11 protein-coding genes are annotated in these 12,368 nt (G+C 63.6%); 9 read left to right on the top strand and 2 right to left on the bottom strand.

The features are described from left to right. The first annotated feature begins 53 nt into the window (after nucleotides 1-53). The 4 genes from P6U25_RS25620 (at nucleotide 54) to P6U25_RS25605 (ending at nucleotide 6,295) form a co-directional block, all read left to right on the top strand. Nucleotides 54-1,604, top strand: coding sequence for a WS/DGAT/MGAT family O-acyltransferase (locus P6U25_RS25620; protein ID WP_407147545.1), 1,551 nt, complete (start codon nucleotides 54-56; stop codon nucleotides 1,602-1,604). A gap of 11 nt (nucleotides 1,605-1,615) precedes the next feature. Beyond that, entirely contained in the window at nucleotides 1,616-2,611 is a 996-nt protein-coding gene (locus tag P6U25_RS25615; RefSeq protein ID WP_407147544.1) for an alpha/beta fold hydrolase, read from the top strand. Between the two features lie 163 nt (nucleotides 2,612-2,774). Continuing rightward, nucleotides 2,775-6,008 carry a bifunctional cytochrome P450/NADPH--P450 reductase gene (locus tag P6U25_RS25610; RefSeq protein ID WP_407147543.1) on the top strand — a complete coding sequence of 1,078 codons (3,234 nt, stop codon included), beginning with the start codon at nucleotides 2,775-2,777 and terminating at the stop codon, nucleotides 6,006-6,008. A 149-nt stretch (nucleotides 6,009-6,157) separates the two neighbouring features. Next, complete coding sequence (locus tag P6U25_RS25605; RefSeq protein ID WP_407147542.1) at nucleotides 6,158-6,295, top strand: hypothetical protein; 138 nt, start codon at nucleotides 6,158-6,160, stop codon at nucleotides 6,293-6,295. A gap of 101 nt (nucleotides 6,296-6,396) precedes the next feature. On the opposite strand, the gene P6U25_RS25600 is transcribed toward P6U25_RS25605, so the two are convergent. Both P6U25_RS25600 and P6U25_RS25595 read right to left on the bottom strand, forming a co-directional pair. Continuing rightward, on the bottom strand, nucleotides 6,397-6,864 hold the full coding sequence (locus P6U25_RS25600) for a nuclear transport factor 2 family protein (RefSeq protein ID WP_407147541.1): 468 nt from the start codon (nucleotides 6,862-6,864) through the stop codon (nucleotides 6,397-6,399). Nucleotides 6,865-6,986: 122 nt separating this feature from the next. Next, complete coding sequence (locus P6U25_RS25595; RefSeq protein WP_407147540.1) at nucleotides 6,987-7,913, bottom strand: alpha/beta fold hydrolase; 927 nt, start codon at nucleotides 7,911-7,913, stop codon at nucleotides 6,987-6,989. 173 nt (nucleotides 7,914-8,086) lie between these two features. Between P6U25_RS25595 and P6U25_RS25590 the strand changes: the two genes are divergently transcribed. The 5 genes from P6U25_RS25590 (at nucleotide 8,087) to P6U25_RS25570 (ending at nucleotide 12,287) form a co-directional block, all read left to right on the top strand. Beyond that, entirely contained in the window at nucleotides 8,087-8,467 is a 381-nt protein-coding gene (locus P6U25_RS25590) for a hypothetical protein (RefSeq protein WP_407147539.1), read from the top strand. Next, nucleotides 8,467-9,549, top strand: coding sequence for a PHA/PHB synthase family protein (locus tag P6U25_RS25585; RefSeq protein WP_407147538.1), 1,083 nt, complete (start codon nucleotides 8,467-8,469; stop codon nucleotides 9,547-9,549). The genes P6U25_RS25590 and P6U25_RS25585 overlap by 1 nt, the downstream gene beginning before the upstream one ends. Beyond that, nucleotides 9,546-10,136 (top strand): GNAT family N-acetyltransferase, encoded by a 591-nt coding sequence (locus P6U25_RS25580; RefSeq protein WP_407147537.1) that lies wholly within the window; start codon nucleotides 9,546-9,548, stop codon nucleotides 10,134-10,136. The genes P6U25_RS25585 and P6U25_RS25580 overlap by 4 nt, the downstream gene beginning before the upstream one ends. A 188-nt stretch (nucleotides 10,137-10,324) precedes the next feature. Further along, complete coding sequence (locus tag P6U25_RS25575; RefSeq protein ID WP_407147536.1) at nucleotides 10,325-10,801, top strand: phasin family protein; 477 nt, start codon at nucleotides 10,325-10,327, stop codon at nucleotides 10,799-10,801. 202 nt (nucleotides 10,802-11,003) lie between these two features. After that, nucleotides 11,004-12,287 carry a DUF445 domain-containing protein gene (locus tag P6U25_RS25570; protein ID WP_407147535.1) on the top strand — a complete coding sequence of 428 codons (1,284 nt, stop codon included), beginning with the start codon at nucleotides 11,004-11,006 and terminating at the stop codon, nucleotides 12,285-12,287. Nucleotides 12,288-12,368: the final 81 nt, after the last annotated feature.

Raw genomic sequence — 12,368 nt, 5'->3', positions numbered from 1 at the left:
ACAAGAAGCGCCGCCAGGGCGCCCGCACGAGTTCTTACTCTCGGGAGGAAACCATGGGCGACGCCAAGAAGCTGTCCTCGCTGGACGCATCGTTTCTCTATCTGGAAACGCCGGAGATGCCGATGCATGTCGGCAGCATGGCGATCTTTCGCCTGCCGGAGGACTACAAGGGCGATTTCTTCGAGGCGTTCAAGGCGATGCTCGTCTCGCGTCTGCACATCGCGCCGATCCTGAAGGCACGCCTGCAGAAGGCGCCGCTCGACATCGATCATCCGTCCTGGGTCGAGGACGATCAGTTCGATATCGACCGCCACATCTTCCGCGCCAGCCTGCCCGAGCCGCGCGACCGCGCGACGCTCGAGCGCATCGTCGGCTGGATGCATGCCAAGCTGTTGAACCGCGCTCGCCCGCTTTGGGAGTTTTACGTGTTCGAGGGCATGAAGGACAACGAGATCGGGCTTTATTCCAAGATGCATCACGCCTGCATCGACGGCGGCGCAGGGGCTGCGCTGACCAGCATGATCTATGACGTGACGCCGGTGCCGCGCCAGGTCGATCCGCCGAGCGCGAAAAAGGTCGCGCAAGAGCCGCGCGACATCGCCGCCAATCTGCTCGACGCATATCAGCAGCTCTGGACCCAGCCCTTCGAGGCAGCGGCCGCGGCGCAGAAGAACCTCGCGCTGCCGCGCTCGGGCAAGAGCGACCTCGGCTCGATCCTGTTCGACAATGCCATGTTCCAGATCGAGAACGCGGTGAAGTTTGCCGGCAGCATGCCGACCGTGCTGAAGAGCCTGTCGGACGTGGTAGCCAAGGTCGCCGATCCGAGGTCGCGCGACAGCCTGCAGGCGATGTCCTCGCCGCCGACCATCCTGAACAAGGCGATCTCGTCGGAACGCAGCTTTGCCGGGACATCGATCTCACTGTCGCGAGCCAAGGCGGTGGCAAAGGCGTCCGGCGGCAAGCTCAACGACGTCGTGCTTGCGCTCGCCTCCGGCGTGGTACGGCGCTATTTGATCAGCCAGGGCGCGCTGCCGAACAAGTCGCTGACCGCGGGTGTGCCGATCTCGCTGCGCGAGGAGGGCAATGCCGACTCCAACAACCAGGTGTTCGGCATGATCTGCTCGATCGCGACCGATATCGAGGAGCCCCGGAAGCGGCTCGAGACCATCATCGCGCAATCCACCAAGTCCAAGGAGATGTCGCATCCGCTGCGCGCCCTGATGCCGCAGGTCTCCAACATCTCGTTGTTGGGCGCGCCAATCCTGGTCCAGGTCATGTCGCTGCTCTATAGCCGCTCTGATCTTTCCAACGTGCTGCCGCCGGCGGTCAACATCACCGTCTCGAACGTGCCTGGGCCGCGGCAGACGCTGTACGCCGCCGGCGCCGAGCTGTTGCACATCTTCCCGGTCTCGATCTCGACCCACGGTGTTGCGCTCAACATCACCGTGCAGAGCTACCGCGATCAGCTTGATTTCGGCTTCATCGTGGGCGCCAATATCATTCCCCATGTGCAGGTTTTGTGCGACATGCTGCCGCTCGAGTTCGATGCACTCGAGGCAGCGTTCGCGCCTCCGCCTGCGGACATCAAGGGCGCGGCCGAATAGGAGGTCTCCCAATGATTGAAATGCCGACGCTGCAGTTCGCCGAGACCAACGGCATCCGCATGGGGTTTTACGAAGCAGGCTCCAAGACCGACGTGCCGCCGGTGGTGTTGTGCCACGGCTGGCCGGAGCTGGCCTTTTCCTGGCGTCACCAGATCAAGGCGCTCGGCGAGGCCGGGATCCGCGTCATCGCGCCGGACCAGCGCGGCTATGGCGCGACCGACCGGCCGGAGCCGGTCGAGGCCTATGACATGGAGCATCTGACCGCCGACCTCGTCGGGCTGCTGGATCATCTCAAGATCGACAAGGCGATCTTCGTCGGCCACGACTGGGGCGGGTTCGTCGTCTGGCAGATGCCGCTCCGGCATCCGTCGCGGGTCGCCGGCGTCGTCGGCGTCAACACGCCGCATTGGGACCGCGCGCCGATGGATCCGATCGCGCTGTTCCGCCAGCGCTTCGGCGATCAGATGTATATCGTCCAGTTCCAGGATCCGGCCCGCGAGCCGGACCGCATCTTCGCTAGCCGCGTCGAGCAGACTTTCGATGCTTTCATGCGTAAGCCGGTGGCGCGTCCTCCCGGCACGCCGGAGGAGCAGCCGATCGCCGGCGTCGGCGCGTCAGCCCGGCTCAACCTTGCGTTTCCGCAGATGATCGCGAACTACGATGCCAAGCATGATCCGCGCACGCCGATCCTGTCGGCGGAGGAGAAGAAGGTGTTCGTCGACACCTTCACCAAGACCGGCTTCACCGGCGGCATCAACTGGTACCGCAACTTTACCCGCAACTGGGAACGTTCGGCTGGTCTCGACCATCACGTGCGGGTGCCGGCATTGATGATCATGGCCGAGAACGACGCGGTGCTGCCGCCGTCAGCCACTGACGGCATGGAGAGGCTGGTGCCGGACCTCGAGAAATACCTGGTCCACGACAGCGGCCATTGGACGCAGCAGGAAAAGCCCGAAGAAGTCAGCGCCAAGCTGATCGAGTGGCGTAGAAAGAAATTCGGCTAGACGTCATCCTGAGGTGCGCGCCGTCTTCGGCGCGCCTCGAAGGATGAGAGGGACTGGAGCAAGCAGCCATCCTTCGAGACGCGCGCGTTGCGCGCTCCTCAGGCAATAACGGCGAAGCCGTTATGCAGGGATGACGGCGCGTAGCGAGGGGGCAGTTTCAAAGATGGCGTCCGGCAACAGGCTGAGTCCGATCCCGCATCCGCCGACGAAGCCGGTGGTCGGCAACATGCTGTCGCTGGATTCCACCGCGCCGGTGCAGCATCTGGTGCGGCTCTCCAGAGAGCTCGGCCCGATCTTCTGGCTCGACATGATGGGCGCGCCGATCGTGATCGTCTCCGGCCACGACCTCGTCGATGAGCTCTCCGACGAGAAGCGCTTCGACAAAGCAGTGCGCGGCTCGTTGCGTCGGGTGCGCGCGGTCGGCGGCGACGGCCTGTTTACGGCAGATACCAAGGAGCCGAACTGGAGCAAGGCGCACAATATCTTGATGCAGCCGTTCGGCAACCGCGCCATGCAGTCGTACCATCCGAGCATGGTCGACATCGCCGAGCAGCTCGTCAAGAAATGGGAGCGGCTCAACGCCGACGAGGAGATCGACGTCGTCCACGACATGACGGCGCTCACTCTCGACACCATCGGCCTCTGCGGTTTCGACTATCGCTTCAACTCGTTCTACCGCCGCGACTACCATCCCTTCGTGGAATCGCTGGTGCGCTCGCTCGAGACCATCATGATGACCCGCGGCCTGCCGCTCGAAGGGCTATGGATGCAGAAGCGGCGCAGGACGCTCGCTGAAGACGTTGCCTTCATGAACAGGATGGTCGACGAGATCATCGCCGAGCGGCGTGCCAGCACGGCCGCCACCGACGACAAGAAGGACATGCTGGCGGCGATGATGACCGGCGTCGATCGCGGCACCGGCGAACAGCTCGACGACGTCAACATCCGCTACCAGATCAATACCTTTCTGATTGCTGGCCACGAGACCACGAGCGGCCTGTTGTCATGCGCAATCTACGCGCTGCTCAAGCATCCCGAGGTCTTGAAGAAGGCCTATGAGGAAGTCGACCGAGTCCTCGGCCCCGACATCAATGCAAGGCCGACCTATCAGCAGGTGACGCAGCTCACCTACATCACGCAATGCCTGAAGGAGGCGTTGAGGATGTGGCCGCCGGCGCCCGCCTACGGCATCGCGCCGCTCAACGACGAGACCATCGGCGGCAAGTACAAGCTGAAGAAGAACACCTTCATCACCGTGCTGGTGATGGCGCTGCATCGCGATCCCAGCGTCTGGGGGCCGAACCCCGACGTATTCAACCCCGAGAATTTCAGCCACGAGGCCGAGGCCAAGCGCCCGATCAATGCCTGGAAGCCGTTCGGCAACGGCCAGCGAGCCTGCATCGGCCGCGGCTTCGCGATGCATGAAGCGGCGCTCGCGATCGGCATGATCTTGCAGCGCTTCAAGTTGATCGACGTGCACCGCTACCAGATGCATCTGAAGGAGACGCTGACGATCAAGCCAGAAGGCTTCAAGATCAAGGTACGGCCGCGCGACGACAGGGAGCGCGGCGCGTTCGCCGGCAGCGCGAGCGCGGTTGCTGCCGCGCCGAAGGCGGCACGTGCGCCGACCACGCGTCCGGGCCACAACACGCCGATGCTGGTGCTCTACGGCTCCAATCTCGGCTCGGCCGAGGAGCTCGCCACACGCATGGCCGATCTCGCCGAGATCAACGGCTTTGCCACCCGGCTTGGTCCGCTCGACGACTATGTCGGCAAGTTGCCGGAGGAGGGCGGTGTGCTGATCATCTGTGCCTCCTACAATGGCGCGCCACCGGACAACGCCACGCAGTTTGTCAAATGGCTCGGCGGCGAGCTGCCGAAGGATGCCTTCGCCAAGGTGCGCTATGCGGTGTTCGGCTGCGGCAACAGTGATTGGGCCGCGACCTATCAATCGGTGCCGCGCTTCATCGACGAGCAGCTCGCCGCGCACGGCGCGCGCGCCGTCTATCCGCGCGGGGAGGGCGATGCGCGCGGCGATCTCGACGGCCAGTTCCAGAAATGGTTTCCGGAGGCCGCGAAGGTCGCGACCAAAGAGTTCGGCATCGACTGGAATTTCACCCGCACTGCCGAGGACGAGCCGCTCTATGCGATCGAGCCAGTGGCGCAAGCGGCTGTGAACACCATCCTCACGCAAGGCGGCGCGGTGCCGATGAAGGTGTTGGTCAACAACGAGCTGCAGAACAAGGATGGTGCCAATCCCTCCGAGCGCTCGACGCGCCATATCGAAATCGAGTTGCCGGCGAACCTCAAGTACCGCGTCGGCGACCACCTCAGCATCGTGCCGCGCAATGATCCGACGCTGGTCGATTCCGTCGCCCGCCGCTTCGGCTTCCTGCCGGCCGACCAGATCAAGCTGCAGGTCGCCGACGGCCGCCGTGCGCAACTGCCCGTCGGCAACGCGGTGTCGGTCGGACGCCTGCTCACCGAATTTGTCGAGCTGCAGCAGGTCGCGACCCGCAAGCAGATCCAGATCATGGCCGAGCACACCCGCTGCCCGGTGACCAAGCCGAGGCTGATGGCCTATGCCGGCGATGACGACGCCTCCGCCGAACGCTACCGCACCGAGGTGCTGGCAAGGCGCAAGTCGGTGTTCGACCTGCTCGAGGAATATCCGGCCTGCGAGCTGCCTTTCCACCTTTATCTCGAGATGCTTTCGCTGCTCGCGCCGCGCTACTACTCGATCTCCTCGTCACCGGCAGGCGAGGCGCAGCGCTGCAGCGTCACGGTCGGCGTGGTCGCGGCGCCGGCGAGCTCTGGCCGCGGCATCTACCGGGGCGCATGCTCGAACTATCTGGCACGCCGCCGCGCCGGCGACACAGTCCACGCCATCGTGAAGGAAACCAAGGCGGGCTTCCGACTGCCCGACGACAACGCGGTGCCGATCATCATGATCGGACCGGGCACCGGTCTGGCGCCGTTTCGCGGCTTCCTGCAGGAGCGCGCGGCCTGCAAAGCACGGGGCGCAACGCTGGGGCCAGCGATGCTGTTCTTCGGCTGCCGTCATCCGGAGCAGGATTTCATCTATGCGGACGAGCTGAAGGCCTTCGCGGCCGATGGCGTCTCGGAGCTGCATACCGCGTTCTCGCGCGCTGACGGGCCGAAGACCTACGTGCAGCATCTCATCGCAGCGCAGAAGGATCGGGTCTGGGACCTGATCCAGCAGGGTGCGATCATCTATGTCTGCGGCGACGGCGGCAAGATGGAGCCCGACGTCAAGGCGACACTGATGTCGATTTATCGCGAGCGTGCCAGTGCAGATGCCGACATGGCGTCGCGCTGGATCGAGGAGATGGGCGCGAACAACCGCTACGTGCTGGACGTCTGGGCGGGCGGGTAGAGATAGATGCGTAGCCTGGATGGAGCGAAGCGAAATCCGGGTCACGTCGCTCCGCGGGCGAACCCTTCCCGGATTTCGCTGCGCTCCATCCGGGCTACTCCCTGATCCAGCAGGATGCGATCATCTATGTCTGCGGCGATGGCGGCAAGATGGAGCCCGACGTCAAGACGACGCTGATGTCGATTTATCGCGAGCGGGCCAGTGCAGATGCCGACATGGCGTCGCGCTGGATCGAGGAGATGGGCGCGAACAACCGCTACGTACTGGACGTCTGGGCGGGCGGGTAGAGATAGATGCGTAGCCTGGATGGAGCGAAGCGAAATCCGGGTCGCGTCGCTCCGCGGGCGAAGCCTTCCCGGATTTCGCTGCGCTCCATCCGGGCTACTCGCTAGAACATCGTGTTGTCGTTGGCCGAGTTCTCCGGGATCGGCTGCACCGCGTCCCAGTGCTCGACGATCTTGCCATTTTCCAGCTTGAAGATGTCGATGATGGCGTTGCCGCGGGTGCTGGGCTCGCGCACCGCGTGGACGTGGAGGATCACATAATCGCCATCGACGAAGGAGCGCTTGATCTCGCTGTGCGAGCTCGGAAATTTGTCGCGCAGGAAAGCGATGAATTTGCGGAAGCCTTCCGGCCCGTCGGCGGCGTTCGGATTGTGCTGCACATAGCGGTCGCCGACATAGGCGAGTGCTGCGTCGGCATCCTTCTGGTTCAGTCCCTTCTCGTAAAAGGCCAGCACGGCCTTGCGGTTGGCTTCCTGCTGGGCCTCGCTGGTCGCCGCCATCGCGGCGGGGGAGGCGAGCGCAACGAGGACGGCAGCGGCGATCGCTGCTCGCGGCCGGAACAGGCTGTTCATCTGGAGGCTCCCGGTGACGGATTGCAAGCGGCCAATGCGCCGCGGCAGGCAGTCTATAGGCTCTGCGCCTGCGCCCGAAAGAGCGCACCCCGGGCTCACATGGTTACCGGGAGAAACCTTGTTCAGGCCGCCTTGGCGGCTGCGCCGCGAGCATGCTGGTCGATGGCGTCGATGATCTGTGGCCACATCGGGATCGGCAGCGCGTGACCCATGCCGTCGATCATCACGAGCTTTGCGCCGGGGATCGAGGCGGCGGTGTCCTTGCCGCCTTCGGGGTGGACCAGCGGATCGACCGTGCCATGGATCACCAATGTCGGCGCCTTGACGCTGCGCAAGCGCTCCTTGCGGCTGCCGGAGGCCAGCACCGCGCGAAGCTGGCGGCTGACGCCGGCCGGATTGAGCCCGCGTGCATAAGTGCGTTCCGCGCGCGAGCGGTCCAGTGCTTCATCCTCCGGAAACGAGCCGTTGCGCAGCACCTTCCAGGTCTGCGCATAGCGCGCGAAATACTCATCCTTGGTGGCGGGTGGCGGCGCCATCAACACCGCGGCCGCCTCGCGGCTCGGCCCCGGCACCCTGGGATTGCCAGTGGTCGACATGATCGAGGTCAACGAGAGCACGCGCTCCGGAAACGTGATCGCGACTTCCTGTGCGATCATGCCGCCCATCGAGGCCCCGACCAGATGCGCCTTCCTGATGCCGAGCGCGTCCATCAGCCCGATCGTGTCTCGTGCCATGTCGATCAGCCTGTACGACGCCGCGACCGGAATCTTGAGGAAGCGCAGCTTGAGCAGCTCGAGCGCCGTCAGGCGCTTGCCGCCGCTCAGATGCGAGGACTTTCCGATATCCCGGTTGTCGAAGCGGATGACTCGGAAGCCGCGCGCGGCGAGCTGCCGGCAGAATTCGTCGTCCCAGTGGATCATCTGGGCGCCGAGACCCATGATCAAGAGCAACGGTTCAGCGTCCGCATGGCCGAAGATCTCGTAGCAGATGTCGATGCCATTGGCGCGGACGAGCTGCGGCGGCTGATGGGCGAGCGAAGTCACGGGCATCCCCCTGCTGTTATCGCGATCAGGAAACTCTATGCCACGATTTGACGCAGCGCAGAAGGCTTTCGATGTGGTTGACGACGGCGTGGAGTTGACCGGCCTGCGACAACGGTGTCGTATGCTCGAAACAAGCGAAAGCGCGCCAAGCGCTCGGAGTTGGTGTGGAGGAGCGCCGAATGGCCGACAAGGGCAACGACCCTGCCGTGATCTGGCAGACGATGATGGGCGAGATGGAGAAGGGCTTCAACTCTTTCGCCAACCAGGCGATGTCGTCGCCTGAGTTCTCCAAAATGATGAATCAGGCCGGCGGCGTCGCGGCGGGCGCACAGAAGCAGCTTTCCGAGCTGATGGAGAAATATCTGCTGGCGATGAACCTGCCGAGCCGTGCCCAGCTCGTCGGCATGGCCGAGCGGCTGCAATCGATCGAGGGGCAGCTCAACGAAATCAAGTCGCTGCTGCAGCAGGTACACCATCACTCGCTGACGCCCGAGGGCGACTACGGTGCTGCGCCGCGGCCGCCGCGTACCAAACGTCCGCCGTCGGAGGGGGAGCCGTAATGAACGCTCCCACCGGCTTTGATTTCGCCTCGATCTCCGAGCGCGTTCAATCCGAGGTGCAACGCGCGATCCAGCGCAGCATCAAGGGTGTCGAATATTTCTCGACCGCGGGTCCGTCGCTCGGCTCGACGCCAAAGGACGTGCTGCATTCGCGCGGCACCATGAACCTCTATCACTACCGCCCCCTGGCAGATGAAGTGTATCGGGTGCCGGTGCTGATCGTGATGGCGACCACCAATCGCGGCTATATCCTCGATCTGGTGCCGGGGCAGAGCTTCATCGAATTCCTGCTCAAGCACGGCTACGACGTCTACATGCTGGATTGGACCGCACCGAAGCCGGAGGAGAAATCGCTCCGCATGGAGGACTATGTCCTCGACTTCATTCCGGATTCCATCCGCCGTATCCAGCAGGATTCCGGCGAGAAGGATGTCTCTGTCATCGGCTATTGCTTCGGCGGCGTGCTGTCGCTGCTCTACGGCTCGATCTTCAAGGATGGGCCGATGAAGAATCTGATCTGCTTCACGACGCCGATCGACTTCCGCGAGATGAAGCTGTTCTCCAACTTCGCCGACCGCCGCTATTTCGACGTCGATCGCCTGCTCGAGAGCGCCGGCAATATGCCGCCCGAACTGATCCTGCAATCGTTCGAGATGCTGCGGCCGGCCTCGCGCGTGGCGAGCCAGGTGCAGCTCTGGGAGAACATCTGGAACGACGAGTTCGTGAAGTCGTACCGGATGTTCGACCGCTGGGCGACCGACACGCTGCCGCTCGCGGGTGAATATTTCCGCGCCATCACCAAGGACCTGATGTGGGACAACAAGCTCTACAATGACACCATGACGGTCGGCGGCCGCGATGCGAAGCTTGCCGACATCAAGGTGCCGATCCTGCACGCGGTCGCAGAGCACGATCACATCGTGCCGTATGATGCGGCCAAACACCTGATCACCAAGATCGGCTCCGAGGACAAGGAGGAGGTGATGCTGAAAGGCGGTCACGTCTCGCTCGTCGCCGGCGCCAATGCAATCAAGCGGCTATGGCCGAAACTGGACTCCTGGTTGGGCAAGAGATCGATATGACCGAACAACGTTCCTATCCGCGCCACGTCAAGCTGGATGCCGGCGACATCGAGTTTCGCCTGATGACGCGCGCCGACGAGGCTGCGGTGCTGGCCTTCGCGCAAAAGCTGCCGACGCATGATCTCCTGTTCCTGCCGCGCAACATCAGTCAGCCGAAGGTGCTGTCGGCTTGGATCAACGAGATCGAGCGTGGCGACATCACGAGCCTGCTCGCGATCAAGGACGGCAAGGTGGTCGGCTGCGGCACGCTGGTGCGCGACCCGCACTCCTGGTCGCCGCATGTCGGCGAAATCAGGATGGTGGTGTCGCTCGACGTGCGCGGGCAGGGCGTCGGCCGGGCGCTGTCGCAGGAGACCTTCGCTATCGCGCTCGGCGCCGGGCTGGAGAAGTTCTCGGTGCAAATGACGGTCGACCAGCGGGCGGCGATCGCGTTGTTCGAGGGCCTCGGCTTCAAGGCGGAGGCGCTGCTCCGTGACCACGTTCGCGATGCCGAGGGCAAGACCCACGACATTGTGGTGCTCGGGCATAATGTGGCGCTGGTCCGGGCGCAGATGGAGGCTTATGGACTACCGGATGCCGTTCAGTAGTAATTAGGCACCTTTATCTGCCGGTTCCGCGAGCAACCCGTTGCATATCTGAGCAGATCACGGGTTCGTGATATTGCGATGCAATATCGATGTTGCGTCGCAGCATTAACTATGGCACAACATCCTCGCCCTGGGCCATAGCGGACGGGGTGAGCCCATAGCTCAAACCTGAGGATGGAGAGACCGCAATGACCACCGAAACCAATTCCGTGCTGAACAGCGTCAAGGAAGCCTTCGCACCCGTGACCGAGGCATTCACCAAGCTCCAGAACCTGGAAGTTCCGGAAGCCGCCCGTGAGTTCGTCAAGAAGCAGGCCGAGGCCGCCAAGACCCGCGCCGCCGATGCCTATGCTGGGTCGGAGAAGGTGACCGCCGTGATCGAGTCCGCTGTTGCCGGTTCGGTGACCGAGGCCGCCAAGATCAGCCGCACCATTCAGCAGGTGATCTACCAGGACGCCGAGGCGTTCTTCACCGGCATCGACAAGCTCGCGTCCGCGAAGTCGCTGAGCGAAGCCGCCCAGATCCAGTCGGATCTGGTCCGTGCCAACGGCGAGGTATTCGTCTCGCGGGCGAAGGCCACCACCGAATATCTCGGCAAGCTTGTCGCCGACAGCGCCAAGACTGCTCAGGACAACTTCGCCAAGGTCTACGGCAAGACCGCCTGATCGCGCTGACCAACTGCCCAATTCGAAGGCCCGCCATTCTGCGGGCCTTCTTTTTTTGGGCGGGCTCCAATACATCCCCTCATGGTGAGGAGGCGCTCTTGCGCCGTCTCGAACCATGAGGCCACCATACGGGCCTCATCCTTCGAGACGCGCTTCGCGCTCCTCGGATGAGGGTCGTCGTGTCGTTCGATCGAAAGTCTCCATGACCCTTCCCGCCACCCTCGTCGCCACTCCCATCGACGTCGAACGCGCCGCGGAGCTGCGGCGCGTGAAGTGGCTGGCGACGGGAGTGCTGGCGACGACCTTCATCATCTTCATCACCTCGAAGGCGCTGTTGCCGATGCACCCGGCCTTCGGCTTCATCGCCGCGTTCGCGGAGGCCGCGACCATCGGCGGGCTCGCCGACTGGTATGCCGTCGTTGCCCTGTTCAAGCGTCCGCTGGGATTGCCGATCCCGCATACCGCGATCATCCAAAGCAATCAGGCGCGCATCGCCGAGAAGCTCGGCGAATTCATCGAGAACAATTTTTTGGAGGTAGGGCCGGTCGAGGCCAAGCTGCGCGAGATCGATTTCGGAGCGTTCATCGCCGACTGGCTGCGCGACCGCAAGCGCAGCGAGGACCTTGCGCGCTTCGTGCTGCGGATGCTGCCTGAGGCGTTTGCGGCGACCGAGACGTCGGGCCTGATGCAGTTCATCAGTCGCCGCGTCACGACGCAGTTGCTCTCGATCGATCTCGCGCCGCTTGCCGCGGGCGCGCTGCGCGGCTTCGTGCAGGAGGGCAAGCATGAGGGCCTGCTCGACGATATTCTGCGCGTGATGCACCAGACGCTGACGCAGAAGGAAACCATGGCCGTGATCCGCGACAAGGTGCGTGCGGAGATGCCCACGTTGCTCAGGCTCTATCGTGCCGACAAGTTCGTCGTGAACCGGATCATCGCATCGGCGACGAAGTTCTTCGAGGAGGTGCGCAACGATCCGAAGCATCCGTTCCGCGGCGAGTTCGACCGGATGCTGCTATCCTTCGTCGACCGGCTCGGCAGCGACAAGGCATTTGCGGATCGCGTCGATGGCCTCAAGCGCGACCTGATGGCGCGGCCGGAGCTCGCCAATCTCGGGCGCACTGTCTGGGCCAATGTCAAGGATTTCATCCAGCGCAGCGCCTCGGGCGAGTCGCAGGTGTTGCAGCATCAGCTTGCGAGAATGTTCGTCGAGGCCGGCGATGCGCTGGCCGGCGATGTCGAGCTGCGCGGCGAGATCAACCAGGGCCTTGTCGCCATCCTGCGCACCGTGATTGCCGAGCAGAAGAGCGGGGTCTCGACCTTCATCGCCGACCAGATGAAAACCTGGGACATGGAGCAATTGATCTCCCTGATCGAGGTCAATGTCGGCAAGGACCTGCAGTACATCCGCTTCAACGGCTCGCTGATCGGCGGGCTGGCCGGGCTCGCGCTCTACACGCTGGAATATGCGTTGCGCCTGCTGTGACCGATTGGGCTGCGGCCCTTTTGGTTGTGGCAAGTTAGTTGTGGCAAGTGTGATCCGCGCGGCTTGCGCGGAACTGGCCGG

The organism is Bradyrhizobium sp. ORS 86 (assembly GCF_045571475.1).
In the GTDB taxonomy this organism is placed as follows: domain Bacteria; phylum Pseudomonadota; class Alphaproteobacteria; order Rhizobiales; family Xanthobacteraceae; genus Bradyrhizobium.
The sequence above is the reverse complement of the archived record's forward strand: the minus strand, read 5'-3'. Positions and strand labels throughout refer to the sequence as shown.